Genomic DNA, 26,785 nt, shown 5'->3' with positions numbered 1-26,785 from the left:
CTCCCGAGTTGCCGTTGCAGATATGCCAGCAGCAAGCGAGACGAGGCCACAAGACCGCAGGGTGCGCCGCTCGACTCAGCTCGCCGCTCCCGAACGAGGCATCGGCGCAGTTAGGGCCATCGCGAGGGAGGCCCCAGGCGGCATGCCTGAGGCCTCAGTGTGGGTGCAGGTTGTCTCACTCGTACTCGCGGAGCAGGTCCTCGATGCGACGGTTGGCGACGTCCTGCCGTCCGTCGAGGCACTTCGCGTAGCGGGTCAGCAGGACCTCAACGCTGTTGCCGGCGCGTTCGGCAACCTCGGTGGGATCCACTCCCGCATTGAGCCACGTCGACAGCGCCGAGTGCCGAAGGTCGTACGGCCTGCTCGCGAGCGGCGAGGCCGCGACAGCTGGCGGAAGCGCCAGAAGCCGAGCCTCTTGCCACACGCGGTAGTAGGTCGAGGACGGGACGACCGAACCCTTCTCACTGAAGAAGAGCCGCCCGTCCTCCGCCGTGCCGAACGTGGCCAGGTGCTCGCGCAGCACGGCGACGAGCTGGGGCGGGATGGGCACACGCCGAACGTCCTCGGCCGGTCGATTCTTGAGCCCGCGGTCGTCGTGGGTCTCCCCCGAGTCCGTCCACTGCTTGCCGACCGAAGGACGGGTCCGATGGAGCAGCGCCGATCCCCAGCCCCGCTCAGGAAGGACAAGGTCAGTTTCGACCAGGCCGACCGCCTCAGCGGGCCGGAGGCCACCGAAGTACATCGCTGCGAACAGCCCGACGAGACGCCGGCCGCGAGCACGCCGGTAGCCGCCCACGTAGGACACCGCCGCCAGGAGATTGCGGGCCTGTTCCGGGTTGGCCACAACACGCGGATCGACCTGGTTCGAGACCTTGGGCTTCTGCCAGCGAACCGCCGTGATCGGATTCTCCCGCAGCTCCCCCAGGTCGACCGCGTAGTTCGCAGCGTTGACGAGGGTCCGCCGCTTCCGCCGCACGGTCTCGGCAGCTGCCGCGGTGCCGTCGAGCTTGAGCTTCAGCCCATCGAGCACCGCGCGGGCCGTTGCCGGTTCAGCGAGGTCCGCGAGCGGCCGGGAAGCCTTCACTACCCAGTGCAGGACGTTCCGGACATTGTCCGGGGCTTCCCGGTCGTCGACGCCTGGCAGCACGAAGGCCCAGTTACGTAGGGCCTTGCGGATCTCCTCGTCGGACGGTCGTCCTGCGCGCTCCGCGAGCAGTTCCATGGTCACGGTGGTCAGAGATTCGTTGATACCGTCTCGCGTATTGGGTGCAGCGTGCGGCCACTTCATTGCGAGATACCTGAGGGCGAAGTCGTACCAGGACAATGGCGACTTCTTTTCTTCCATCGAAGCCGGAAGACCAGTTTCCGTGTCGAACTCTTCGCCGCCCCGCATGGCACTCATGAGCTTCGCGCGGTAGTGATCGGCGAGCGCCTTGGTGCGGAACGAGTCAGAGAAGACGTTGCCCGCGACGGACCAGCGAACGCCGTACGAGGGAGTCTTGGTGTCCCGCTTGCGTACGCCCCAGACCTTGACGTCCAGAGACTTCACGCCGCCTCCTCTAACTGCCGTAGCCACGAGGTGAAATCACTGCGCCAGACCCGAAGCTCACCGTTGGGGAGCTTGAAAGCGGCTGGCCCCAACCCCAGCTCACGCCAGCGGTAGAACGTCCGGCGAGAAACGCCGCCCAGTTCGTCCAAGACCTCGCGAACGGTCATCAGCTCGTCGCGGCGGGCGTCCATGTCGGTTCTCCTTCCGTTCCGGGGGCGGGTTCGAGGGATGCGGTGAGCCAGGCTTCGGCGCGGGAGAGGCCGGTGCCGGCGAAGACCCAGTGGGTGAGGACGAGGGTGGTTTCGTCGTCCTGCGGGACAACCGAACTGGTTTGGGCTCGGCGCCATTCGGCGCGGGCGTCGCGGAGGGCGCCGAGGGTGGTGGAGTAGCGGCGGGACTTGGTGGAGAAGTGGCCGCGGAAGCCGAGCATGTGCGCCCAGGCACGGAGCCGGAGGTCCGCCAGCTCGGGGCGTGCGCCGAGGGTCCAGGCGGTACGGATCATGCGTCGGGCGTGTTCAGTGATCCTGGCTTGGGCCAGTTCGGCGAGGAACCTGATCGGCCGGTCGAGGGTGCCGGTCGCGGTCTCGGCGCCTTTGGTGGCGTACTTGGCGATGTATGCCGCGACGGCTCGTTCGGTCAGCTCCTGGCCGTCGTTGAAGTCGGCGGAGCGGATCGGGCGGACGTCGAGCTGGCGGCCGAAGACGAACGAGTGCGCCCGGCCGTCGATCTCCGGTCCGTCGACGCGTGCAGCAGCGGCAGCCGCACCGATGGCGTCGGTCAGCAGCTCGGTGGTGGCCCAGGCCGGTGGAGGCGTGTCGCCACCTTCCGGGCCGTCGAGGCGGATGACCGCGTGGAAGTGGACGGCGCCCCGCTTTTGGTACTCGGCGACCTTGGCGAACGAGATCCGGGCGTGATCGCGGAAGTCGCGTTGGGTGAGGCCGGCGCGCTTGGCGACCTCGCGGCGGAGGTAGATCGAGAAGCGCCGCCACAAGGCTCCGGCGTGCGCGTTCCAGAGCACGGCCGCTTCGTAGTCGTAGGTGCCCGGGTCGAGAGGCGAGCCCAGGGCGGGATCCGCTTCCTCGTGCCGGATGCCGCAGCGGCAGTCACGTCCGCCGGAGGGGCGGTTGTGAACTGGGCCGAAGCCGGGGGCGGTGAAGGTGGCGAAGACACGCGGGTGTGTGCCGACCTGTTCCGGTGTGCCCTTGCCGCCCCGCAGACCAGCGGTGATCAGGTGGAAGGTGTCGCGGCGGTAGGTCTCGGCGCAGGCGGCACAGCGGGTGGCGCGGCGGTTGTTGCAGCGGATGAGGAGCTGGCCGGCGGCAAGCGAGCCGGAGTCGAGGTGGTGCAGGACTCGACCGATCTCACCGGTGGTCGGGTTGACCTCGTATTCGGTGCGGTGGCCGTCGAGGCGGACGGGGTTGGTGCAGCCGCCCAGGCCGGAGAGCTGTCGGGCCAGCTCGGGCATGGTGCCCAGCGAGGCCAGCATGGAGAGTTCCGCCAGCGGGGGCGGAGTCTGCCGGGTGATGATGGGAGTTCCTTTCGGCTGTTTCTGCGGTCGGGAGCGAAGGCCCCGGGGCGACGGGATGCTTGGCGGCGTTGTTGTCGCCCCGGAGGCCGGTCAGCGCTTGTGCGCGTTGCTGACGAGGGAGCGCAGGACCACGGCGGCGATGGCCACGGAGACGGCCGAGATGGCGACCGCGGCCAGGAGCGCGGTGAGCACGATGCCGACGACGACCACGGCGGCCACGGCTCCGGCGCCCATACCCACGTACGGGGCGACCGGACGGCCGGCGGAGGGAGCCGGAGCCTGGACCTGCTGAGACGTCGGGATCGTGGTCGGCAGGGTCGGGACGTCGGGGAGCTTGGGGCGCAGCATGGGGAACCTCCTTGTCACTTGTGGGTGCCGTTGACGACGCCGACGCCGGAGCGGGTGCCGGACTCGATGGCGGGGGCGAGGAAGGTGTGCGAGAGCCAGAAGCCGAACATGGCGATCACGACGGCAACCCAGAGGCGGACGCCGAGGAACTTGATCGCGGCCCACGCGATGACGCCCAGGACGAAGACGAGCGGGAGCGAGACGGTCACAGGGGTCTCCTCAGCGGACGGCGCAGCGGTGGGTACGGGCGGCCAGTTCGGCAGCGGCACGGCTGTCGTAGTCGGTCGAGAAGCCGCAGCGCGGAGCCGTACAGGCGGCGGTGTGCTTCTCGCGGCCCCGGCCGTCGTAGTACGTGCCGACCTGAACGGGGCCGATGCGGATCACGCTGCGGAAGCGGCGTTTGGCGGCCATCAGCGGGCCTCCTTGTTGTCGCTGGTGAAGTCGGTGACGTGCTCGGCGAGCCAGCGCAAGATCTCGTCGCCCTCGTAGCTGTCGGCGGTGAGGATCACCGGCTCGGCGATCAGTACGGCTTCGGTGAGGCGGTTCTGGCGGGTCAGCTCGGCGGCGCGTTTCAGCGCGCGGAGCGTGGACGGGCGCATGAAGGGTGGTTCCTCCGTGGTCAGGTGAGCTGTGCGGCGATGGCTTCAGCGAGTGGCAGCGGGACGCCTAGCCGGGCGCGAAGGGTCGGGGTGTCGATGGCGGATCCGGTCCGCGCGCGGTGCTCGTCGGCGACCTTGCGAGCCAGGGCGACGAGGGCGGGCGGGACAGGGGCCGTCGAGGTCGGAGCCGGTTCGGTTTCCTTGGCGGGCAGTGCAGGGACTGAGGGGGCCGAATGGGGCGAGGTGGCTTCCTGAAGCGGCTCTTCGTCCGGCTCGTTGGAGCCGTGGACGAGCAGGGTTCCGCCGAGGAAGGCGACGGCCGGCCACCCGGCGACGAGGATGCGGAGCCAAGCCGGTACGTCGCCCAGGTCGAGGAGCCCGGCCGTGGCTACGTTGGCCCCGAGCGACGCGGTCAGTGCGACGACGAACCAGCACCAGGCCGCCGCTCTCGTTCCGCCGGAACGGAGCCGCCGCCAGGCAGCCACCAGGAGCAGGTCCACGCTGATCGGGTACGCCCACGCCTTCCAACCGGCCTGTCCGGCAGCGGCTGCCAGGTCGTGGAGGTGGGCGAAGGACAGAGCACCGGCAATGACCGCGTGGACCAACACGGCGTCCACACGCACGGTAGGGCGGGCCATCTCTCTCCCTTCTTCGGGCATGGCGGGGTAGGGACGTGGCGCGGGACGGCTGCGCCGGCCGTGAGATGGGCTCGGTTACTCGGTGACCGGCTTGGCGGTGGCGACTGGCCCCGAGAGCCCCGCGGGCGCAGGCGGGACGTACGGCCGGAAGGGCTTGAGCGCCGCTATGTCGGGGGCGATGTGCGCCGTTCTCCGGCAAGCTGCCGCAGCGTCGGCGAGGGACAGGTACGGAGTGCGGATGCGAGACCATCCGCCGGAGGTGTCACCAGCCACGGCCAGGCCGGGGCTTTCTGCAGCGATAGCGCAGGCGGCGAGGGCTGCCTCAGGGGCGATGTCGCCCAGCGCCATCTTGGCGGACGCTTCGTCGTTGACCCGGTGGCAGACACGTCCGGTGAGCTGTGCGCGGAGCATGGTCGCGCCCTTGCCCAGTTCGGCGCCGAACCGCTGTCCGCACACCTCCAGGTAGATCCCGGCAGCGCGGCCGAGCTGGGCGAGGCGGATGAGCTGGGTGACCATCTCGTCCCGCCGTTCCTCCTCCTTCCGCGTGGCGACGAGGAAGAGTTCGGCCACCTCGTCGATAAACAGGACAATGGGAGCGGGGCGCTCGCTCTCGGGCAGGCCCCAGATGTCCGAGGTGATCAGCTCATCCGGCGTGCCGGGCGTGATGCCCTGTCGGGTCTTGATCAGGTCGTAGCGGTCCTCCATTTCCTTCACGAGCACGGGCAGCAGCTCGGCCGCCTGCTCCGGATCGGTTGCCAGGGCAGAAAGCCGGGCGGCGAACGGCGACAGCTCGACCCCGCGCTTGCAGTCGATGCCGACCAGGACCACGGGCTGAGCCGCCAGCTCGGTAAGCAGGTTCCGCAGGTACATGGACTTGCCGGACAGCGTGGCGCCGAGGACGAGTTCGTGCGGTACGGCGCGGTAGTCGCGTAAGAACGCGGTCGCGTCCTCTCGCAGGGCCACCGGCACCCGCAGCAGCCCGCCATCGATCCGACGGGGCATGCGGACCTTCCGCAGGACGTCGAAGCCGACGAGCCGCAGTTCGACGACACCGGGCTTGATCTCCCGGACGTACACGGCGTGCACGCCCCAGGCGTGCCGGAGCCGTTCAGCCGAAGCCGCCACATCCGCCGGCTCCTGCCCCGGCGCCAGCCGCAGCCGAACCCGCAGGCCCGTCGGGGTGGGCCGGATGAGACCCCGGCGGGGCGGCACAGGTCGAACCTCACGGCGAGTCGTCGCCTTGACGGCCAGCGCCCGCCATCGGGACGGCTCGACGGTCAGGCCGCAGGCGTCCATGGTCGAGGAGTACGAGGCCAGCAGCCGGGCCACCGAGACGGGGAGGCCGACTGTGGACCAGTACACGGCCGGATGGGCGCGCCGGGCGTAGGCCGCGCCGCCTATCGCAGCGAGCGACCCGCTCACCTCGGCAACCGTCATCAGGTCCGTCACGCGGATCAGCCCGCCTGAGCCATCGGGAAGGCGCCCGGCGTCACTGCGGTGGCCCGGTAGGCGATGCCGTGACGCTGCTGGCCGTTGAACACGCTTTCCCACGGACGGGCGACGAGGCCCGGCAGCGAGACCGGGGCGCCGACGGTCAGACCGTCCGTCACCCCGCTTTCGGGCACGGTGACCTGGATCAGCGACGACTCGCCCTCGTCGATGTAAACGACGCCGACAGTCATCAGCGCCTCACCGGTCACGGCGTCCTTGGCGATTTCACCGGTCTGTCGGTCGCGCACCTTGGGGGCCGGGGCTTCGGTCAGCAGGATCGTGGCGGCCGAAGCGTCAATGCGGATCACACGCACAGAAGATCTCTCCTTCGAAGTCAGTCAACCGTCACCTGACAAGTTGACTTAGCAAGTTCGAAGCTAGGGATGCCAACTTGACTTGTCAAGTGAAAACGGTGGCTTCGCGACTTCGGGCCTGGGTCAGCTCAGGCGGTAGGTGTCTTCGAGTTCCTGCCGATCGGCAGGCAGCAGCACGTCAGAGACCTGCAACGCCTGCCCTGCGGCATCACAGGCGACTACAAGGACGCTGAGGACAGGAACGCCGTCGGGGATGCCGAGAAGGCCGGCTTCACCCGCTTCTGGCAGCCGGGCCGAGACCCGTTCCGTCACGTGGTCGAAGCGGACCTTCTTCCGCGACTCCAGATGATCACGCAGACTTCCACCCAAGGCCTCACTGCTCGCCAACTGCGTGCCGTCGACCAGGGCCGCGGGGAAGTAGGACGAGACCAGCTCGGCAGCTTCGCCTTCCTCTTCGACGAGGAACCGGCGCATGAGCACCTTGGCACGCCTCGGCAAACCAAGCGCAGAGGCGACACGGGCGGGAACAGGTACTTCACCGACCCCCACGAGGCGACCGGGAGTCCGTGACTCGTCGCGCTCCAGCGCCTCACGGCCTCTGCGGTCCTTCTGCTCCGCGGCGGTCGGCCGCCCACGCACGATCGTGCCGAAGCCCTGGCGAGACTCCAGCCAGCCGTCCCGCTTCAACAGCTCCAGCGCCCGCACGACGGTCGGGCGGGACATCCCGAAGGATTGCACCAGCTGATTTTCGCTGGGGACGCGGGTGCCGGGCGGATACGTACCGTCCTCGATGCGCCGCTGGATGGTCTGCGCGAGGCGTACGTACTTCGGTGCCTCCACCTCATACGCCATGAACGCCGCCCATCGAGATTGGCCAAGTCAACTGGTCAACCAGACTAGCGGGCCATTGCAATGCAATGAAATAGCGGGTGCTCCGGTCAGAGCCAGGCATCGGCCATCACGAAGGACACAACGGTGCCGCCGAAGGCGCTCGGCCCTGAGTGCCACGAGTCGGCGATGGAATCGACCAGCAGCAGGCCGCGCCCGTGCGCTTCCTCGGCGTCCAGCCGGCGCAGCCGCACGTTCACAGGGAAGCCCGGGTTGTGGACCTCCACCCGAAGCGAGGCCCCGTCACGGAACCACTCCACCCGGACGAGCCACGGCTCATCGGACCGGCCGTAGAGGATGGCGTTGGTCACCAGTTCCGAGATCATCAGCACACAGTCGTCAACCGAGCAGGCCGGGCTGTAGGGGGCGATGAACTTCTTGAACCAGCGTCGAGCCCGGGGCACCGATTCAGGGGTCGGGTGCAGAGTCATCGCCCCGAGCCGAGGTGACTCCGGAGACGGGTTGCGGTCGAGCAAGTAGGCCATCCGTGCTCACTCCTTGCCGGTGCCGTCGCAGTCGAGGCACCGTCGCTTCGATGTGACACGGGCACGGTTGTTCACGGTGGAGAGCGCCAGCGTGGTGCGCGAGCTGACACGCTTCCATCCGCGCCCCCTGCAACCCCGGCAAACTAAGCGCGCGTCCTGTTGCCGCCGCTGACTCGTCACACCCGTGCCCCCTTCCCTAAGTGGCCTTAGCCACTTACTGGATAGTGGCATTAGCCACTTGTGACGTGCAAGCGGTTCGACGCAATCGGACCAACCATCAGGTGAGGGGGTAGCTCTGCTCGAACGCCCAACGGTGAGGCGGGTACGTCGCCTCGGCGAACTCCAGCGGACGGTCCTGGAGGTCGAAGACCACGTGATGAACCACCAGCACGGCCGAACCGCCCTCCAGCTGGAGGTCCGCCGCCTCCTCGTCGGTCGCCGAACGAGCGCACATGCGGTCTTCCGCGTAGCTCCCTTGACGTCCCGTCATGGTCTCTACGTACATCAGGGTGCCTTCTTGAATCCGCTCCGGGTCCATGAGCTTGGGCGCCTTCTGACCGACGTCCGGCGCGAACCAGGAGGTGGACAGGGTGATGGGCCCCTCCTGGTTGTTGGTGACACGCCGCCGATGCACGGCCCGCCGGTCCTTCGTCAGCCCCAGCGCCTCGGCGACGTGGTCCGGCGCCTCCATCCAGCCGGCCGACGTGATCACCGCGTACTCACCAGGGGTGTAGATCTTCCCCGTCTGGCGAGCGCGCCCGTACAACTCCCGCGCACGGCGATTGACTTCCAGGCTCCGGACGTAGGTACCCGATCCCTGCCGCTTCTCGACAAGCCCCTGATGACTCAGCGCCTCCAACGAGCGGGCAGCCGTCGGCCTGGACACCTTCCAAACCGCCGCAAGTTGACGCTCCGAGGGGACCTCCTCCCCCGGTCGCAAGTCTCCCCGAAGAATCTGATCACGGATGAAATGCGCGATCTGGAGATACTTCGGCTGAGCCTCCTCGATCTGAGGCATGTGCCCTCCTCGCCCAAGTGGCTATGGCCTCTAGCCACTATAGGCTGAGTGGCCAGTATTCGAACCCGTACGCTGGGCAGCATGACGCGGTTGATCGTCGCAGCAGGAGGAGGTGGCGACGCAGTCGCCGCCGCAATGCTTCACGCCGCCCTCTACGGTGACGAGGACCAGGCGGTGATCCTCACGTACGCGTGGGACCGCCTGCTCATCGACCCGGTACCGGGCCCACGAGGAGCCCGCGACTTCACCGGCCTCCAGCAGATCACCCCGGCCGTCTCGGCAGTGCCGGCCGAGGCCCGTCCGATCGCACCAGCCGGTTCCACACTGCCGAGGCTCGCCGCGGAACTCCCGCATACCTTCGCACTGCTCGACCCATACCAAGGTGCCGAAGGCGTAACGCGTCAGCTGGAAGAACTGGTCAGTCACTTCGAGCCAGAGTCCATCGACCTCCTGGACGTGGGCGGTGACATCCTTGCCCGGGGCGACGAGCCGACGCTGAAGAGCCCTCTCGCCGATGCCCTCACCCTGGCCGCTGCCTGCCAAGTGAACGCGTCGGTCCGCCTCCTGGTCGCCGGCCCCGGCCTGGACGGCGAACTCTCCCCGGACGACCTCCGCCCGATGCTCGGCACTGTCGTCCACACCCTCACCGCGGACGACGTGCAGCGGATCAGCAAAGTCCTGGAGTGGCACCCCTCCGAGGCAACCGCGATGCTCGCCGCTACGGCCCGAGGCGTCCGGGGCACCTGCGAGGTACGCGATGCCGGCCTCCCTGTGGCTCTCACCGACGAGGGCCCACGGGTCCACGAGGTCGACCTGGACGAAGCGGTGAGCCGCAACAACCTGGCCCGGGCCATCATGACGACGGCCGCCCTGGACGAGGTCGAGGCGCACAGCCGCGAGATCTGCGGTTTCTCCGAGATCGACTATGAGCGCAACAAGGCCGCGTGGCTGAAGGACCAATCACCCGTGAAGCTGGATGCCGAAGTCGTGTTGCCGCAGCTGGACCAGTTCGAGGCAGACGCCCGCAGCCGTGGAGTCACCCACACGACGTTCCGCCGCATCACCGAAGCTCTGAATCTCAACGGCTCGCAGCGCAGCACCCTGCGCCAGCTGCTCATCGACAGCCGCCCGGAGCAGTACGACGCGCCCTTGTGGCGCATCACTAGGACTTCCTGAGTAACAACTTTCTCTACGGGTTCAAGCCCCGGCTCCGCTCCGCTCCGCCGGGCGCGCGTCGGCGCAGCTGCGGGCGCCGCTCCTGCCTTCGGCCCGCTCCGCCCGCGCTGCGCCGACGCGCGCCCACATGCGGATAGGGCCGGAAGCCATGAGGGGAGCACCGCACAGAGCGGCCCGCGGTCAAGGCAATGCCTCCGGCGGGGGATCGGCCGGCACCGGGATGGAGGGGGCGCCGTTGCCGCCCGCGGGTTCGTAGTGGCGTGCGTGGGGTGCTCCCATCCCGTCCACCGTCGACCCAGGCAGAGCCGAGCAGACGCGGCCCATGGCGTCCAGGTCGTTCGTACAGTGGCGCGCTCCACCTGGACGCCATGAACCACGCCCGCTCCACGGTGTGTGGGTCGACGGCGGACGGGATGGGAGCTAGGTGAGGGGTGGTGAGGGAAGGTGGACCGGCGAACGCGCAGTCTCCGATCAGTCCGAGGGCATCTCGAACCGATATCCAAGCACTTTGGTCGCGATTTCCGTCAGCTTGTCGACAGAAACGCCGTTATCAGAGGTTGCGGCCCACGTACTGAAGTCGGCCGAGATCTTCGGAGCACCTTCATGATCTGACGCCGCGATTTCCACCCTTGGTACGTGGAAGTCGTCTTGGATGCTCGCAGTGATGGACTGTACGTCCCGATAAACGTCGGCTCGATTTTCGCCAGTGACCTGAACGCGCCTAACCAGGCCGTCAAGGGTAACGCCAGTCAAATGGAACGCCTGAAGGCATTCTTCGATGTCCGACCACCGAGCGGGAGGATTATCCTCACGTGTCCGAATCCGCCGCCGATCTGCCGTTACCATCACGCGATACTGCCCCAAGATTAGATTGAGCATTCGCGCGCGGATTTCCCATCGCTTCGCAGGACCGGACTCATTTCCCTCTTGATTGGGTTCGACGTTATAGGAGAGCGCTGCACGCAAAGCTAGCCAGGAATCCTTATTCGGCTCGACGAGACGAGTCAGATCAATACCCTGGAGATCACTGGCAATGCTTTCCAGGAGCTCCAGTGTGACCATCGACCCCAAGTGGCGCCAATAACGCGGATTACTCGTAACATCATCCCGCCTCAATAGATAAGGCAGCATTACCCGCAATTCACTCTCGGAGAGTCGACCGCGAATCAACTCATCTTCGGAGGGGTCGACCATCTGCGCCTGCTCAATGAGGCTTACATCTCCCGTCAGCCCCATTTGCATGAGCTGGGCAGCTCTTTCCAGTCGAGTAGCAGTCTCTCCACGAAAGAGATTTCGGACAGTACCGCTGAACTCTTGCAGTTCGCTGATTTCTGTCTCTCTGGTGCGCCCCCGCGCCTGCCCCCTCAACTCGTGCGCCGTTGCGGCGGTCAGTAGGCCACGCCCACCACGCATGACACTGGTGCGTACGAGGTTCAGCAGGGGGGAGCCGCCCCGAGGATGGAGCTCCGACACGCCATCCGGTTCCCCGGGGGTTGGCACGGTCCCAGAGGACCTGATCTCATCCAACGCCGGGACGTCCGTCACCAGAACCTCGCCGGCCTCGGCAAGCTCCTGCTGGACAGTTGTGACTTCGTCACCGGTGTCGCTGCCTTTGAGGGCTAGCAATACAGGGGACCCTTGGGCCAGCGCTTGCACGTCGCGCCCGACGGTCGCCGCTCGAAGGCTGAACCGAAGAAAGACGTCACGCTCCTGCTTACGGTTGCCCTCTCCCCACGTCATCACCAAGTCTGGCACGAACGTATGGTTGAAGTATCCAGTGTTCTCGATCTTTACCGCTGGATCGAGTGCGGAGATCTCATGAATTAGGACGCTCTTGACGCCACGGATCAAATCGTCACCGTTGTGTGCACCCAAAGCCTCGTGAATGGCCGAACGCATGGTTTCGTTGATCACCGTCAGGCTCCTTTGCGCTTGAGAGCGCCCTGCACCGTATAGAGCTCTTCGCGAGTCAACAGCAATTGCTCCTGCCGCTTGCTCACCATCATCAACCACAGGCGACTCGTAAGCAGATCTACGATGTCGTCATCAATTTCAGCTCCGCCAAGGCTTTCCTCATGCACCGCGAGCGCATTCTTGATCTCACTCTTGGTGGTGAGATTCACCCACTTAGTTTGGCTGAACGGGTGCCACGTCACCCACATGAACTCGCGTTTGCGGTCAATTCCGTCACGAATATCGCGAGCCGTAGCACTGTAAGCGTTTGCCAGATATTCGGTGTATTCTTCCGGCTGCTTGCCGACCACATTGTATGCCTTGACCTCGACAAATAGGGGCCGCTTGGTGGCAATAATGTGCCCCGCCAGGTCGAAGCGTTTTATTTTGTTATCGAGTCGAATCACAGTGGTCTGTTCCGGGCACTCGTACACATCGAACGGCAGTTCAATATGCGTCGTGCTCTCAAGGCACTGCTTGGCGAGGAGGACACCAGCCTCCCCTTCCCTGTGTGAGGACTCAGCCACCATGCGTACAGCGTAGTGATCGGGGTTCGACTTTGACGAGGGGTTCGACCTGTCGGCGGGGTGCTGAGTTGAGGCGGCGCGGCTACCAGCGTGCAGACCAACGTCGTGAGTAGCCGCACACCAGAAGGCTGTAGACCATTAGGCACCAAAATGCCATAAACCCCCCAGATTATCCGCGCGGAGCCAACCCTGGCACCTAACACCCGGTTCTGGCTGTCAGCGAGGAACTGCGAAGCCTCATCGAGAGCCGTTGGGGCGCCGGGGCGCACATCCCCGTGCAGCAGAACGCAGAAGCCGCCGAGCCTACCGCCGACAAGGCATAGCCTCCCGAAGCCCGTGCCCCTGCCGTGCCCAATCGAGCGGTGGGCCACGGTCAGTCACGGAGAACAGAGCACGAGAACGGCCCCCGCCCAGGAAACCAACAACGGCCCTGGTGGCGGCCTGTACGCCGGCCCTTGCGCGAATCCCTACCATAGGGTCTGGCCGCCGCGCGACATCATGCGGCGCTACATGACACAACACGGCCTGGCTCATTTGATCCAGTTCATGGACGCTCACGGCTTCTGGGATTGAAGGTGAGCGGCGAATGCGTCAAGTCTGCCCACTACGTCTGACACCAACAGCCCCGGACAGCAACGGCCGGCGCCGGACCCCGGCGGATGGCCGCCCAGGAACACGGCCGAGGGCGCCGCGGTCGGTGGCCGCGTAGATCAAGACGGGCAGCGGGGTCCAGTCGGGCGGGTAAAGCATCATCGTGGCGCTCAGCTCGCCCATGGCCAGGGCGAAGCACAGGCCGGCCGCGGCGGTGAGCGAGGGCAGCAGCAGGGGCAGCCGTACCTGCCACAGCACGTAGGAGGGCCGGGCGCCGGTCGCCGGCGCCCTCCACGCTTCCGAGCTTCCGTCGACCGCTCTGTCCCTTCAGGCGATCGGGGCACCGGCACTCAGGTCAGGTCAGCGCTGCTATCACTGCCGGAAGCTCACTTGGCTCACCGCTGAGACCTCTCATCCAATCGGCGGGAGAATCTTATAGTCCGTCAAACGGACGCCATTGAAACCCTTTGCTCCAGGTCCACGCACTTCCTCTACGGTCTCGGATAGGTTCTGGTTCAGTGCGAACAGCTGAGCAAGGTAATCATCTGCCTTAGTGAAGCCGTAGGCTTTACGCACGGCCTCGGTCAGCTGTTCGTGCAGATTCTTCAACTCATTCTGCCCCGGGCGCAACAAAGAGGCGTACTGTCGCTCTAGGGGGATTCCCTGATCCAGATAGCTCTGACGCAACCGCAAAATCTCGGCAGCCGCTTTAGCTACACCCTTAACCTGAGCCTGAGACGGTGACTGCGGCCAGGGAAAGCTTTCCCAGACGGTCGTAGAGGTGTAGCGGGGATCGCCCTTGAAGTATGAGCACCGAGCCCTAACCCAGGCACCATGAAATTCACTGCTTAGTACACCGAATGAGTAATCATCATCTAGGGCAAAGATCGTCATAGAATCACTAGGACGAATGCCTGAGTCGACAAAGGTGAAAACCGTAGGTCGATTTACGCTCGCCACTCGCGAGGTGGCGAGATACCTGTCTAGAGGTGAAATCGCTTCGAGCATGTCGCTGCGCCTGTAGGACAAATTCCACCATTTGGCGAGAAAGTTTGCGTGGTGCTTATTCACCTTAGCCTTAGGGTTGGCCTTGACGGCCTTCTCGTTCCTCACCTTCTCCTTTGTTGCGGCCTTCTCCCGTTCCTGCAGCACCGAATCTTCCAAATGCCGCATGAGGGTCGGATACCGAGATTCAGCCCGCAACAGATCCGTATCCTCGATATCGATAACCCAACGCGCAATCGATGTGTCGCGCAGCATCTCTCGACCACCCAAGAACGGGTGAATAGTATTCTTAGCCTGCGCGTCACGCATAATTCCACGCCGAGTGGTGCGGTCAACTACGAATCCCTTGGTAACCCCGGGCGTTTGCCCCTGGAAGCAGACTTGCGGTTTCGCGTTCGCTTTCAAGTCGCAAGCCTTACGAACGTCAAAGCCAGGCCGCAGGGTGGGTGAGATTTCGTCTACCTCAAGACGCAATTGCCCATCATTCAACCAAAGGACCTTGGGATGCACATCGATCCCCTTCGCCCAATTGACCAAGGAAACGTGCACGACTGCGTCCCCTGACCACGGCTGGCTCGACACCGCATCAAAAATGGTTCCGTTATTATCTACGACGTAGTCCAGACTCGACTTCCTGGAGTCATTCTCCCGAATAGTCTTAGTAGCAACCATCCCTGCGCGCCCACCTTGGGGCAAATGGTCATGCGCCAACGGAAACCAATAGGTCACGAAGTCAGACACACCGGCAACGTTTGGGTGCTCCCTCAACAGTCGCTGGCAGTACTCGGCACCTAGCTCCGCAACCATCTTTCTGCGACCGAGATACGGAGGGTTGCCAATGATTGCGTCGGCCTGGGGCCACTTACAGAAGAGCGCATCGGCCGCAACTATCACATTGTCAAGGTTGTCGAGCGGCAGCACCTCTTGGTGGTCCTCCAGTTCAACAGTCGAAAGCTTCTTGGCCAGCATCATGGTGACTTTAGCTACCTCGACCGCGAATGGATTGACGTCTAGGCCGAAAAAGTGATCTGTTGGCACGTACGAGATGGTTTGCTGACCCGCATGACGCCCGCGTCGCCTTTCGGCAACCAGGGTCTTGATCTCATGCTCGATACGGCGGAGTTCGCGATAGGCGACGTACAGAAAGTTACCCGAGCCGCACGCCGGATCCAGGACCCGATAGTGACTCAGCTCAATAAGCAGACTTTCGAGTTCGGAAATTGTGCCAGCCTGACTGACCCTCTCGCGCCAAGGGTTGACAATGACCGGACCTACGATCTTTGCAATGTCCGCTTGGCTGGTGAAGTGAGCACCCTGAGCATGCCGCTCCCCTTCGTCCATGGAACCCTCGAATAGGGTGCCAAAGATTTCTGGACGAACCGCCGACCAATCTGTCTCGCAAGCATGCCGCAAATCGTTGAGTTCATCGGTTGTCAGCTCAACAGGATATACCTCGGCGAACAAGCCGCCGTTGAAGTATGGCGTCCCCTTATACCGTCCGCTAGGAGTGAAGCCCGGCGTATTCATCTCACGGAAGAGGCCAAAAAGAAGATCATAGGCGTCACTGCCTGTTGCGGACTCGTCAAGCGCTCTTGAAAAGGAATGGGTGGGCAGCATCCCTATATCTTCGGCAAACATCGCCATCACGGACTGCAGCGTGAACAGTTGGGCTTTCATTCGCGGAATGCCACGAGCATGGATCTGCTTGAAAACTCGCGCTACATCGGTGGCCGCTTCCCGAGTTACAGCGACGAGATCATTACGGAAGATAGGCTTTTCTTCGTACGGAAGGAGAAAAGCAAACGCGTCGGAACGTTGCGGCAGATCTTCTAGCGCAACACGATCTACAGGCTCATCAAGTTGTTGATCAAAGTCATAGATCCAAAACTCATCAAAATTACTGAGTATCACATACCGTGGTCTATCGGGAACCGCCTGCACCCAATAGTCAAAAGCCTGCCTGTAATGCCTTTTGAGATTCGTTCCTACCTTCTTCATCTCGACCAAGCATCGAGGTTTCCACATCAAATCGGCAAATGCGGTTCCCTTCTGGTCTCTCTTCTTAATCCGCATTTCCAGGGTGGCTCCCGCTTCCCTGACCCCTTCATGCCCGAACGCTCGAAAGAGGCGGTCCAGGAAGACCTGAGCCTCGCCTTTTTCGTCACCTGCCAAATGCTCCTTTCGGTACTTGACGAAGGTGTCGAGCTGCGCGCGCAGGGTCTCAGATCCACGGGTCACCATGCGAGCAGGCTAAGGGATGAACTCGGCAACTGGCACTGCTCCGCGTCAAGTGGGCCCCGCCAGCGGGACAGAAGCAGGGCCCCTGCCTGGCAGTCGCTCTGGTCACGAACTGCCAGGAGGCGAGGCGAAATGTTACTTCCGCACCGATCAGCGGTATTATGTCACTTTTGCTTCTTGCGCTTGAGAACCTTTCGAAGGTCGTCCAGCGTCTGACCATCCTCGAGATGCCAAAGCGTCCACCCGTTGATCGGGTTACCCGTCACGGCCGCGGCCGCCTTGGACGGAGACGGAAAAGGCGCGGGATGGCCGTCGACAATCAGCTGACCGTCCCCGGTGACAACCGCTCGACCCCGCCGGTCCACGCGCGGCTGGTGGAAGGTGAGGACCGCGCCGGCCTCCAGCAAGTCAGCCTTCATTAGGTCAGCCAAAGGACCACGAGGGACAACAGGCTTTGGTGTTGCCGCTTCTTCCCCTCCTCCCAGCGACACGCTGAGGTGGATCGTGTCGTTGGCGGACGCCTTCGCCAAGTGAGCCATGATCTCGGACTCGAAGTGGATGTTGAGCGTGGGCATAGCCCCCCCTCTCAATCGGATTCCGCTTACCGGAACCGCTTCTTGAATCTGAGCCTGCCAGCACTCAAGGAGAACAGCAAGCAGGGGGGTTGAATCGACGGAAGCTGCCCACAAAAGTCCGAAGCTGATCGAATGCGTCCCATATCGGGGATCGCTTGATCATCTCTGCAGTGGGCAGCTGAGGCGGTCACGCGTCCTGATACGACTGGGTGTGTAGGCACGTCATGAGGTGTGCTCGACGCATGCGAGGCGTGCCTGTCACGGCTCACCACCAGCGGCCTCTGTCAGAACGCAACTGCGCCGCATGACCGGGCGCACCGGCGCATGTGGGAGGCGTGGACCATTTGTGGACCGAGCTAGACGCTTCCGCCACGCGCAGCACCCCGACCAGCATCGATGTCAGGAGCTCACGAGCCCTCCGGAGCCGTGTGCGCAGGTTCGAATCCTGCCGGGGGCACTCGCCCAGGATCAGCAGAAATCAAGCGCTGACCAGGGCGGATGCCGACAGAAGAGGGCGGGAGTCAGTCTCACTGACTCCCGCCCTCTCTCGTTGTCTCTCAGAGTTCGCGACACACCTCCGACACACGCCCAGGACGTCTTTCCCGACTGCCTCGCGCCGCAACTGGCAGCACCGCCGCCCACCTGCCGCACGTAAACCGTGGGCCTGGACCGTGGCCCAGCCGCCCCGGTGCGGGCATACAGAGCTAGGCGCAGGCTCGCGGTTGGCCGGCCCGGCTGTGTACGGTGCGCCGCACCTGGGACTTGACCATCCATTGACTGGCTGTTCTCTATCCGTCCGTGTGGTCGGAGGGGTTCGAACAAGGGCCTGGTTCGGGTGAGTCGGCCGGTGCAGATGCATGGAAGAAGGGCCTCTTGGTAGCTCGCGGTTGTCGAATCCAGCGAGAAGCAAGAGGCCCTGTTGTCGAAGTGTCGCGTGGTCTTGGTCGCCGAGTCCAGTTCGTCCACTCCTGGGTGTGACTGCCTCGCCCATCGGTTCGGGAACGCGGTCGACCGGCCGGAGCGCCGGCCCCGATACGACTCGGACATGAGCGATGCGGAGTGGGCACTGGTGCGCGATCTGCTGCCGGTGCCTGGATGGCTGGCAGGCCGGGGCGGCCGGCCGGAGGGCTACTGCCACCGGCAGATGATCGACGCCGTGCGCTACCTCGTCGACAACGGCATCAAGTGGGGGGCGATGCCCGCCGACTTCCCGCCGTGGGACCGGGTCTACGCCTTCTTCGCCCGCTGGCGGGATTCGGGGCTGGAGGCCGAACTGCATGACCGGCTGCGCGAGACCGTCCGCACAGCTGAGGGCCGAAGTCCGGAGCCGACCGCAGGCATCGTTGATTCGCAGTCGGTGAAGGCGGACGCCACCGTTACCCACGCCTGGCGGGGCTTCGACGCCGGGAAGAAGATCAACGGGCGCAAGCGGCACCTGCTCACCGACACCCTCGGACTGCTTCTGGCCGTGCTGGTCACGCCGGCGTCCACGACCGACCGGGACGCCGCCCGCAGCCTGCTGCCCGCGGCGAAGAATCATTTCCGGCGGCTGGTGCGGGTCTGGGCCGATGGCGGTTACACCGGCCACCTCACCGACTGGACCGTCCAGCACCTCGGAGTCGTCCTCGACATCGTCCGCCGCAGCGACGACGTCAGCGGCTTCGAGGTCCTGCCCCGACGCTGGGTCGTCGAAAGATCCTTCGCCTGGCTCCTGCGCAGCCGGCGCCTGGTCCGTGACTACGAACGGCGCGCCGACACCAGCGAGAGCGTCGTCCTGTGGTTGATGACCGTGCTCATGAGCCGCCGCCTGGCCGCCCAGCAGCAGCGTCCTGCTCCGCCGCGGGCAGCGTGAATCTGCCTGGCTTCTCCTCGACCAGCCAGCCCCGTTCCACGAGCCGTTTCAGCCGCGCCCGCGCTCCCTCGACACGGGAGGCGGAGGCGCTGTCCCAGCCCAGCACCACCGCCGCCTGCCGGGCACCCAGCCCATCGGCTCCCGCTTCCAGGGCGGCGGCCATCAACGCCTGGTAGTCCACCGACAGCACCTCGGTTCCGGCCGCGTCCTGGCGGTGAGGCACCGCCCGGCGCGGACCTACCGGCTTCGTCTGCGACACGACGACGGCCACGGCGGGTGCATCCCCCTCGGCCAGCGCCTCCAGATACTGTTCCAGGCCGATCACCCGGCGCCTGAGCACCTCCTCTGCCTCCGCCAGAGCCACCCGCACTCGCTCCAGCTCGGCTTCGAGGTCTTCCACCCGCACCGCCGCGGCCTTCTGCCGCGCTTCCAACACCGCCCGCATCGACGCCACCCGCCACCCCCCACGACATCTCAGCCAGCAACGAACCGAGACTCCCGCGACAGCCGCGATCTCATGTCTGACCAGCAAAAGTCACACACAAGGTTCGGAAAGAGAACGACCTCTCAGACTATGACTCAAGGGTCCCAAACACCTTGCGCAGAGTCTCTGCCAGGTCTATCGCGTCACTACGCACCATGCGATCCGGGAACCACTCTATGAACACTTCATAGGTTCCCTTTTTGCCATCAAATCTACGCGCCCTCCCCTTCTCGGCCGCTATCGCTTGCTCCACTCTTCGATTAAGGATCTTCCGCATTTTTTCATTTTTAACGTTCTCCAGGGATGCGCGACTCGTTGACTCGATACGAAGCATGAGAAGAGGATGAAACTCCTTCCCTCTAGGCTTTTCTTTCCACTCCACTGAAGCCTGCCAACTACCCGAAGCATTTGTGAAGGACGTAATGTCAGGCCGTCGCTGAATCTCGTGTGTCAACTGGTAGATTACTTCGTTGATGTACTGAGAGTTCGTCAACACTCTTTCGAGATCGGTGTGCTCTAGTTCCGCGCCAATCTCTCGCAACCTCGCGACGATTTCTGAAAAGCTCTGAATTCGCTCCCTCGGCTCGAACTGCGTGCAGCCCTCGTACAGCGAAACGTATTTTACGACCGCCTCATTGGGGCACAATGCGCCTATTTTGCGAGACAAAATATCTGCATTACCTGCGATGTTGAGCGGGTCGGGGTCACGGTCAGCGAAACAGAAAAACATTAGCTGGCCAAACGAGAAGACATCCAGAGTAGGATTCCGACTGTGCGCAGCCCTCGGGTCAAAGGAGATGTACTGCTCAGGCGCAGCATAATATACAACCCCCATAGCACTCTTTGTGGCTCTCTGGGTTTGAGTACTGAACCACGCCAGGTCAAAATCTGTCAGATAGGGGCGATAGACGCCGTCCTCGGTATACCTGCAGACAATATTCTCGGGCTTAATATCGCGATGAATTACGCCGTGATCGTGTGCATGCTCGATTGCTTCCGCTGCTTCCAGAAGGAGGTTTGTGATGTCACTAGGTGACATGAATGTGGATGGGCGGAGTTTTCGCAAGTCACTGCCGTCCACATAGTCCATGACGAACCCAGTCGGGCATGTGCTGTATCGAGACACCTTCACGATTCGCGGGTGCGAGAGCAGCTTCATCGCTTCATACCCATTCCGGAAGCGCTTCACCTTCTCACGGTCGTGGAGTTCGTACGGGTGGTAAACCTTGTAGGCGTAGGACTTGTCCGCGGTTTCTTCGTCTTGAACCTTCCAAACAGTTCCGAATCCACCTGCACCAATCTGCGACTCAACGACCCCTTCCCGCATTTTAGTGCCCACTTCGATCAGGCCGAGTTCTGTCTGATATCTAGTGAGCGTGTCTCTGGCTTGCTTGTAGAGAGGGCGGGTCGGGAGGCCTTGAATTTTATCCTTTTCATCGAACCACGTCGAGATGTGCTCTAGCCTCCTGGACGCAGCATAGTGGCCATCCGTCCGCCACGAAGAAATATCGTACCTAGACTTAAAATGATTGTAGCCGTCTAGGAATTCTTGGGCCTCCGCCTCGAACCGCGCATATTCCGATTCAATCCTGGGAGGTGCCAGTTGTGGCGTGAACCCCCGACCGATCACCAACTCGCCCTGGACACGTCCACCGAACACAGGGAGCTGATCTCGGCCCTCACGCTCGGACATCCCACGGGAAATTATGCTATAGACGCTGTGAGCAGTTACCAGGCCTACATGGTCTGCTGCAGCTCCAGCCAGCGCAGAGATCAAGTAGTAGGTGAATACGCCATGGCCTAGGTTACTAACCTCCCAAGCTACCTGGTTTTCAGTACAGGCCGCGATAACGGCAGAAGAGGGATTCACTTGCCGCACAGCCTGCGTAATTTCGGCGTTCTTCAGGTTCTCAACACGGAGAGTCGGCTTGACCTTTCCTGTAAGCGCACCGCCTGCATGGCAACAGTCCAACAGCACAAGAACTTGCGTACTTGATTCCTCTGAAGGTTCCAAGATTCTCAGGATGTCAGAAAGCGGAATGCCTTCTTCGAACTCCCTGTTGTCATGGGTCACAAGGAAGGTTCCGAGATCGGTGGAAGCGCCATGCCCTGAAAAATAGAACAGGATCTTGTCTGCTCCGGAATTGCGAGCTTCAACTAGCCACCGCAAGATAGACGTCTTAGTGGCTTCCTCATTCACCAATCGAGTTACCGAGAAGTCGTACTCTGGCATCGTAAGGATCTCGGCCACTTGATCTGCATCGTGCTCACAACTGGGTAGAGAGGTCCACCTGTCGCGGTAGGAAGTGATACCAACTGCCAGTGCCAGTGCAAGCCCCACAGGCCCCCCTCAGTGACGTAGGTTGCTGGATCTTAACGCCGCCCCGGCGCATCTTTGTGCGGTTGCGACGGTTCCGTGCGAAACGATCTCGACTTAGCCCCAGGGCGAGGTCGCTCCTGGAGCGGTGCCCAGGTAAGAACGCCCTCCCGGGCCGTCCTTGGGCCGTGGAAGGGCGCTCAATGGTGACCAACGTCGACAGGTGCCGACAGCTCGGCAGCAGGTCAGAGCGGTGATCGGGTAGGCGGCCGCAGGTCACGGCCGCCGGTGATCAGTTGTGGCTGAACTAGCTCCCAGCAGCCAGACTCGTGCTCAGCTCTCCTCGCCCTCGACCATGCCGATAGCGCCGGGGAATGCTTGCAGGAACTCGCGCCTCACAGGATCCTGCTCCGCTTCGGCCAAGGCTGCGAGCACGTGCAGGAGTCGTTCGCGTTGGTCTGAGGGCAGTTGCAGCAGCACCCAGCCCACGCTCTCCATCATCTTCACTGCGGAGTCCGGATCCACTTCCTCATCCCCGCAGCTCTCCAGCCACCAAACGATGTCAACGAGCAGGCCGGTGAGTGCCGGCACGAGCGGATCCGTGTCAGTCATCCGTGCAACGTAGCCGATTCCTACGACACCGCTTCCTCGCGGGTTCCCGGCGCCACCAGCGCCCTGGGCCGTCTCTGGGCCGTCCAAGGCCACCCGACGCCGACCGACAACGACAGAAGCCCACAGCATCCGAGCAGTTCAGAGCCGTGGGCTTCGTCAGTCCCGCTGGTCAGCGAGACCCGTGATCAGTAGACCGGCTACTGGCCGCGCGGCCAGCGCCGGTGGTTGTCGACGCGTCCTCACGGCTGGCCATGACAGGAGGCCCACCGGAGAAACAACGAGCGAGAGCCGTTGCACGACTCACCGATGATGGCCCACCAAGGAGTTGAGCGCGGGTAGGCATGCCCCGGCGCTCGTAAGGCCGGCAAGAAGCGCGCTTGCAATGCCAACGCCTGTCAGATAGCTGAGGAGGCCCACGACACTGCCCAGGAACATGGCTGCCAGAAGGAGGACCGTGGTGCGCAGGGAGAGGAACGAATCTGGTTCCGAACGTTCAGGGACGGAACCTGCTTGAGGCGACATCATCTGAGTCATGCGACCATCCTGACCGCCTGTAAGCCCCTGACCAGCACATATGGAACAAACTGGTGCCCTGTCAGACCAAGCCGGGTCATCCCGGAACATACTGAATCACTGTTCGGCAATGTCCTGGGTCGTTCCGACCTGTTCGACGCTACAGTCCAGTGTCGAGACTGTTGGGGGGACATGGCTGCGGCAGAGGACACACCCTACTCACGGGCGTGCGGAGAATTGGGCATGGCACTACGCGATTTGCGGCGTCAGGCTGGTATGCCCTCCATGGACCGCATCATCAAGTGGGGGGCTAGGGTGATGCCTGGTACTTCCGTGATGGCAAAGGGTCCAGTCAGCGAGGTCCTTGCTGGCAAGCGAGCCCCGCAGACTATCGACCGTCTCCTATGGCTCGTACGCGCTCTGATGGCGTTCGAGGATGGCCACGAGGTCGATCCGCCAAGCCGTCGGGATCCAGCGCTCGATCCGTGGCGCGAGCGCTGGAACACTCTTCAAGACGCACGCCAGGCTCAGCGCACTCCCGCCAGTTCCTCTTCGAATCCACCCCGAGGCCATCTGCCACCTAGCAGGTCACTCGCTCAGCAGCCTCACAGACCGGACCGGGAACCACCCATCCTAAAAACTTTTCGTGCCCCAGCGGAGCCAGACTTGCCTCTGGCGATGCGAGTCCTTCTGGCGAGGCGGAATCAAAACCCTATATATCTGGCCAGCATCCATTGCGACGATCTGATCGTGGCAATTTCTTTCTCCACAGTCGACGATCTCCTCACTGTCGCTCTAAGCGACGGCGACGTCTTGGGGTGGGATGTCGAAAAACTTGAAATAGTCCAGCCGTTCAATTTGGATCCAAGGAAAAGGAGATCGGGAAATGTCACTCATTTCACTTTCTCCGAGAACGGTCGCCGATTCGCTTGCACCCGAATGGCCGACCCATTGACCGCCTGGTGTCGAGATGAGCAGTCCAACGGGTACCAAGTTTCGCTTACCCTTGGCTCACCTCTTTCAGTCACCGGATCCCCACCTAGGGAAGAACTGTTGTCGATATCCGACAACGGGACTGTCGTTAGCGGTGCCACAAGTTCCGGTATCCGACTCACCCTGCCAAGCGATAGTAAAGTCGCGCATGTTCCTGTGGATTTATCTGTCGCCGAGCACAGACGCGACAAGCTGACCGCGCTCACGGTATCTTCAGATGGCCAAATGATGGCCTGGGCCAGAGGCGACATGGTGTCCGTGGCCTCTGTTAGGGATCTTAACGACAGCCCATCGGTGTTTACTCCTATCTTCGAAGCACCTTGCCGCACTGGTCAAGTGAACGCGTTGCAATTTGATCAGGGTGGCAAAATTTTGGCGTGCGCCGGCTGGAAGGGAGTTGAGATCCTCGATTTCAGCAATCCGAGCCGCCTAAAACAGGCCGTACTTGGGGGAGCGCATACCCATAGTGTCACATTCTCATTGAATGGACATCTAGCCTGCGTTGATAGTTCAGGAGTTTCTGTTTTCAGCCTAATCGATCGACGTCTGGTCTATCAAAAGAAAATTGGCGACGTTTCGTCGGTGGCCTTTTCGCTAGACTCCTCAATTCTTGCTGTCGCTCGGCAGAGAGAAGTCGAACTTTGGTCATGACTAATATATTCGAGTTCCCACGCCTGACTGTCGTCGGCTGAGGTCGTGCCACAACCGTGCCAGATGCAGGGATCAGCCACGGCCAACACTGGTGCGCTGCGGTCGAGTAGCCTCCCGCTTCTTCGGCCAACAAAGCCGCAGCTCAGGCGCGAGATCACCCAGCCTCTCTCCTAAAAGCGGGAATCTGCGCAGTTCCTACGACATATAGCTGACAGGCGGTGCTTGTCGACGGCACTGCGCCGTTGCGGAGGCCAGTGGGGGTGAAGCGATACATAGCGCACCTGCTCGGTCAGCGCGCCCGCCGCCGTGGCTGACTTTCGTCGGCTGAGGCCGGGCGGCGTGCGTCGCGGGTGCTGGTCGTCAATTGAGCGCGCCCTAAGCTGGGCCGTCACTAGGTGTCCGGAGCCGCTCGACAGTGGCAATGACGACAAACGACGACCACCAGGCGCAGGCGCCAACCGCTCCTGAGCAGCGAAACTTAGTAGACAAGATCCCTTGCAAAACGCAGGGTCAGAAGTTCTCTGGCTCCAGGCCAGCGGTGTCCCATGTCCATTCCCGGCGACTGGCTACTGCTCAGGGGCGATTGGACCGCCCGCTTCACGGCGAGAGGCGCCCTTGAGCCACTTGCTCACAACGCCGATCGGCGCCTCAACTTCTGCGGCGAGCGCCGTGATGGTGGGCCGTTTCCCCTTCGGACGCCAATAGCGCTCGCGTAGCTCGGCTATCAGCGAGTCGGCGTAGCGCCGACCCATGTGGTGCCGCTCCCCTAACGGCATTGTCCCATGCGTCTTCTTATCGGCGATGTTTTCAGCCTGCGTCCCAGCTAGGAGGTGGGCCGGATTGTTGCAATTGTTCCTGTGAGTCTCGTCCGCGCACTTATGCCTGATCACCTGGTGTCGAATATCAGCGAGAGATAGTCGATGGGCGACCACATACGCGATGCGGTGTGCAGGGACGGTGGCCTGTCCCTCGAACCGCATGAAGCCGTAACCGAAACGGTGCCGGGATCGTGCGATCCACGGCCAACAGGCGTCCGGGCCACCAGAGCTGTCCACGCGGGCGTGGAACTCTGAGACACGAGCAAGGCGGTCCAGTTCAGTGAGGTCACCCACTGCAATGATCCAGCCATCGAGGGGGGCCGCTACCGGCTCGGCCACATCCCGGGCTCCAGTGCGGCGTTCACGGTGGGCTTGCCACCGGTCAGCGATGTTTTCCGCAACAGTACCGGGTTTGAGGTGAGCAGGATTGCAACACGGCTTGTAATCGCACAAGTGTCGCAATACGAGCGCCCAGTCCGGCGCTTTGGGCAGGCCTTTGGCTAGGGTGAACGCAACCACATGCGCCAGCGGTGATCCGGTCATGCCTTGCCCAGCAGCCGTCTGTCCGTAATTGTTGGGCGTACCGCCAATCCACGGCCAACAAGCGTTGGCACCCCCGGATCTATCTACCCGCGCCCAGAACTTCGCCTCCCGCCACAAGCGGCGCTCCGGCGTCTCATCGAGTCCGTACCGGATACCGCCGTCGGAAGTCCTGGTGCCGGCCGTGCCGTGAAGATGCTTGTAGGTCCGCCCGTTGACCAACTGATTGACTCTCGACAGCGTCGCGCCGAGTATCGCTGCGACCTGCTTTTGCGTCATCTTGCCGGAACGAACCATCTGCAGTGCCCAACGGGCCTCTGCATCCGTTAATGACCGTCTCGTCATGGGCGGAGACTGTAGAGGACGCCTCTGACAGCGGGACTGCGCCAGCCACACCCAGCGGTTACCTCGAGACCGAGTCGTCGTGCCAGACCTGTGCCGGACCGTACGGGGAGCCACGGGGAGCGTCGGGCACTGAGGTGACGACCGACGCGGCATCGAAGCCGCTTCGTCCCAGGTCAACCCTGCAAGCGCGGCGGGAACACTCAAGCTTCATAGGCTGATGTCACCCGTCGGCCTGCCGCTTCGTCCGGGCTGCGGCGCTGGGGCGCCGGTCCCGGCCGAGCGGCAGGCCGACCAAGTGGGCCAGGACAGTAAGTAGCCCCGTACGACAGCGCGGGGAACGATGTCGTACGGAGCCGCGCCGACTGATCACAGGGGCACGCTCGAACCGTGGACATTCGGCGTCCGCCGCTATTCAGGCCCCTGGCGTTTCCCGTCGGCGTGGGAAATCACCCTTCTCACTCTCAGGGTCGTCCAGGTCTGCATACAGTCCCGCCGTGATCAGCTCGGCCAGGAGTTCGGCCGCTTCGGGACGAACGGTCCCGAGCTGCACCAACCCGTCACCGGAAACGTTCACATCGGCCATCAGACCGGGGAAGTCGGAGTCCAGCCCGAGCAGCATGAGCTGATCGGCCAAGGTGCCGGCGCTTCGTCGTGCGCGCGCCCAGCCGCGGACGTAGGGCACTCCGGGGACCAAGTCCTCCGCTCGCTTGGCCACCACTCCTCGCCGGTCGGTCATA

General features: G+C 63.3%; 25 protein-coding genes and 1 pseudogene. 3 read left to right on the top strand and 23 right to left on the bottom strand.

Annotated elements, in window-relative coordinates:
• Window positions 1-175: 175 nt before the first annotated feature.
• The 13 genes from ABVB68_RS13280 to ABVB68_RS13220 all read right to left on the bottom strand — a co-directional run bounded on the left by ABVB68_RS13280 (window position 176) and on the right by ABVB68_RS13220 (window position 8,858).
• Window positions 176-1,549 carry a tyrosine-type recombinase/integrase gene (locus ABVB68_RS13280; protein ID WP_353601162.1) on the bottom strand — a complete coding sequence of 458 codons (1,374 nt, stop codon included), beginning with the start codon at window positions 1,547-1,549 and terminating at the stop codon, window positions 176-178.
• Window positions 1,546-1,740: a helix-turn-helix transcriptional regulator gene (locus ABVB68_RS13275; RefSeq protein WP_353601161.1), complete on the bottom strand. Its 195-nt coding sequence runs from the start codon at window positions 1,738-1,740 to the stop codon at window positions 1,546-1,548. The genes ABVB68_RS13280 and ABVB68_RS13275 overlap by 4 nt, the downstream gene beginning before the upstream one ends.
• Window positions 1,716-3,035: a replication initiator gene (locus ABVB68_RS13270; RefSeq protein WP_353601159.1), complete on the bottom strand. Its 1,320-nt coding sequence runs from the start codon at window positions 3,033-3,035 to the stop codon at window positions 1,716-1,718. The genes ABVB68_RS13275 and ABVB68_RS13270 overlap by 25 nt, the downstream gene beginning before the upstream one ends.
• A gap of 132 nt (window positions 3,036-3,167) precedes the next feature.
• Complete coding sequence (locus tag ABVB68_RS13265; protein ID WP_353601158.1) at window positions 3,168-3,425, bottom strand: SpdD protein; 258 nt, start codon at window positions 3,423-3,425, stop codon at window positions 3,168-3,170.
• Between the two features lie 14 nt (window positions 3,426-3,439).
• Complete coding sequence (locus ABVB68_RS13260) at window positions 3,440-3,634, bottom strand: hypothetical protein (protein WP_353601157.1); 195 nt, start codon at window positions 3,632-3,634, stop codon at window positions 3,440-3,442.
• 10 nt (window positions 3,635-3,644) lie between these two features.
• A complete protein-coding gene (locus ABVB68_RS13255) occupies window positions 3,645-3,836 on the bottom strand; it encodes a mobile element transfer protein (RefSeq protein WP_353601156.1) in 192 nt (63 codons plus the stop codon).
• Window positions 3,836-4,024, bottom strand: coding sequence for an RING finger protein (locus ABVB68_RS13250; protein ID WP_353601155.1), 189 nt, complete (start codon window positions 4,022-4,024; stop codon window positions 3,836-3,838). Before ABVB68_RS13250 ends, ABVB68_RS13255 begins: the two co-directional genes overlap by 1 nt.
• A gap of 20 nt (window positions 4,025-4,044) precedes the next feature.
• Complete coding sequence (locus ABVB68_RS13245; protein WP_353601154.1) at window positions 4,045-4,662, bottom strand: DUF2637 domain-containing protein; 618 nt, start codon at window positions 4,660-4,662, stop codon at window positions 4,045-4,047.
• A gap of 75 nt (window positions 4,663-4,737) precedes the next feature.
• A complete protein-coding gene (locus ABVB68_RS13240; protein WP_353601153.1) occupies window positions 4,738-6,111 on the bottom strand; it encodes an FtsK/SpoIIIE domain-containing protein in 1,374 nt (457 codons plus the stop codon).
• 5 nt (window positions 6,112-6,116) lie between these two features.
• On the bottom strand, window positions 6,117-6,467 hold the full coding sequence (locus tag ABVB68_RS13235) for an SCO3933 family regulatory protein (protein WP_353601152.1): 351 nt from the start codon (window positions 6,465-6,467) through the stop codon (window positions 6,117-6,119).
• Between the two features lie 123 nt (window positions 6,468-6,590).
• The gene (locus ABVB68_RS13230) at window positions 6,591-7,319 is read right to left on the bottom strand and encodes a GntR family transcriptional regulator (RefSeq protein ID WP_353601151.1); all 729 of its coding nucleotides are present in this window, start codon (window positions 7,317-7,319) and stop codon (window positions 6,591-6,593) included.
• Between the two features lie 86 nt (window positions 7,320-7,405).
• Entirely contained in the window at window positions 7,406-7,840 is a 435-nt protein-coding gene (locus tag ABVB68_RS13225) for an ATP-binding protein (protein WP_353601150.1), read from the bottom strand.
• Between the two features lie 277 nt (window positions 7,841-8,117).
• Complete coding sequence (locus tag ABVB68_RS13220; protein WP_353601149.1) at window positions 8,118-8,858, bottom strand: GntR family transcriptional regulator; 741 nt, start codon at window positions 8,856-8,858, stop codon at window positions 8,118-8,120.
• A 135-nt stretch (window positions 8,859-8,993) separates the two neighbouring features.
• On the opposite strand from ABVB68_RS13220, the gene ABVB68_RS13215 reads away from it, so the two are divergent.
• Window positions 8,994-10,034, top strand: a complete 1,041-nt coding sequence (locus tag ABVB68_RS13215) for a DUF1152 domain-containing protein (protein ID WP_503006106.1) — start codon at window positions 8,994-8,996, stop codon at window positions 10,032-10,034.
• 471 nt (window positions 10,035-10,505) lie between these two features.
• Here the strand turns inward: ABVB68_RS13215 and ABVB68_RS13210 are convergent, their stop codons facing one another.
• From ABVB68_RS13210 to ABVB68_RS13190, 5 genes and pseudogenes are all read right to left on the bottom strand, one after another.
• Complete coding sequence (locus ABVB68_RS13210) at window positions 10,506-11,948, bottom strand: hypothetical protein (RefSeq protein WP_353601147.1); 1,443 nt, start codon at window positions 11,946-11,948, stop codon at window positions 10,506-10,508.
• A gap of 2 nt (window positions 11,949-11,950) precedes the next feature.
• Window positions 11,951-12,517, bottom strand: coding sequence for a hypothetical protein (locus ABVB68_RS13205; protein ID WP_353601146.1), 567 nt, complete (start codon window positions 12,515-12,517; stop codon window positions 11,951-11,953).
• Between the two features lie 678 nt (window positions 12,518-13,195).
• Window positions 13,196-13,393: pseudogene (locus ABVB68_RS13200) on the bottom strand (ABC transporter permease); the annotation flags it as partial.
• Window positions 13,394-13,516: 123 nt separating this feature from the next.
• Window positions 13,517-16,351 carry a DNA methyltransferase gene (locus ABVB68_RS13195; RefSeq protein WP_353601145.1) on the bottom strand — a complete coding sequence of 945 codons (2,835 nt, stop codon included), beginning with the start codon at window positions 16,349-16,351 and terminating at the stop codon, window positions 13,517-13,519.
• Window positions 16,352-16,512: 161 nt separating this feature from the next.
• Window positions 16,513-16,923 carry a DUF4357 domain-containing protein gene (locus ABVB68_RS13190; protein ID WP_353601144.1) on the bottom strand — a complete coding sequence of 137 codons (411 nt, stop codon included), beginning with the start codon at window positions 16,921-16,923 and terminating at the stop codon, window positions 16,513-16,515.
• A 1,045-nt stretch (window positions 16,924-17,968) separates the two neighbouring features.
• Here ABVB68_RS13190 and ABVB68_RS13185 point away from each other — a divergent pair.
• Window positions 17,969-18,775 carry an IS5 family transposase gene (locus ABVB68_RS13185; RefSeq protein ID WP_353601143.1) on the top strand — a complete coding sequence of 269 codons (807 nt, stop codon included), beginning with the start codon at window positions 17,969-17,971 and terminating at the stop codon, window positions 18,773-18,775.
• Here ABVB68_RS13185 and ABVB68_RS13180 read toward each other — a convergent pair.
• The 3 genes from ABVB68_RS13180 to ABVB68_RS13170 all read right to left on the bottom strand — a co-directional run bounded on the left by ABVB68_RS13180 (window position 18,717) and on the right by ABVB68_RS13170 (window position 22,188).
• Window positions 18,717-19,220 carry a hypothetical protein gene (locus ABVB68_RS13180; RefSeq protein WP_353601243.1) on the bottom strand — a complete coding sequence of 168 codons (504 nt, stop codon included), beginning with the start codon at window positions 19,218-19,220 and terminating at the stop codon, window positions 18,717-18,719. The genes ABVB68_RS13185 and ABVB68_RS13180 overlap by 59 nt on opposite strands.
• A gap of 127 nt (window positions 19,221-19,347) precedes the next feature.
• Window positions 19,348-21,600 carry a protein kinase domain-containing protein gene (locus ABVB68_RS13175; protein WP_353601142.1) on the bottom strand — a complete coding sequence of 751 codons (2,253 nt, stop codon included), beginning with the start codon at window positions 21,598-21,600 and terminating at the stop codon, window positions 19,348-19,350.
• A 309-nt stretch (window positions 21,601-21,909) separates the two neighbouring features.
• Window positions 21,910-22,188, bottom strand: coding sequence for a hypothetical protein (locus ABVB68_RS13170; protein WP_353601141.1), 279 nt, complete (start codon window positions 22,186-22,188; stop codon window positions 21,910-21,912).
• Window positions 22,189-23,451: 1,263 nt separating this feature from the next.
• On the opposite strand from ABVB68_RS13170, the gene ABVB68_RS13165 reads away from it, so the two are divergent.
• Window positions 23,452-24,345 (top strand): WD40 repeat domain-containing protein, encoded by an 894-nt coding sequence (locus tag ABVB68_RS13165; protein WP_353601140.1) that lies wholly within the window; start codon window positions 23,452-23,454, stop codon window positions 24,343-24,345.
• A gap of 566 nt (window positions 24,346-24,911) precedes the next feature.
• On the opposite strand, the gene ABVB68_RS13160 is transcribed toward ABVB68_RS13165, so the two are convergent.
• On the bottom strand, window positions 24,912-26,048 hold the full coding sequence (locus tag ABVB68_RS13160; protein WP_353601139.1) for an HNH endonuclease: 1,137 nt from the start codon (window positions 26,046-26,048) through the stop codon (window positions 24,912-24,914).
• A gap of 412 nt (window positions 26,049-26,460) precedes the next feature.
• Window positions 26,461-26,784, bottom strand: coding sequence for a hypothetical protein (locus tag ABVB68_RS13155; protein WP_353601138.1), 324 nt, complete (start codon window positions 26,782-26,784; stop codon window positions 26,461-26,463).
• Between the last annotated feature and the right edge of the window lies 1 nt (window position 26,785).

The organism is Streptomyces sp. NPDC096012, assembly GCF_040426375.1.
Taxonomy (GTDB): Bacteria; Actinomycetota; Actinomycetes; order Streptomycetales; family Streptomycetaceae; genus Streptomyces.
This window is presented reverse-complemented; position numbering and strand designations above follow the sequence as displayed.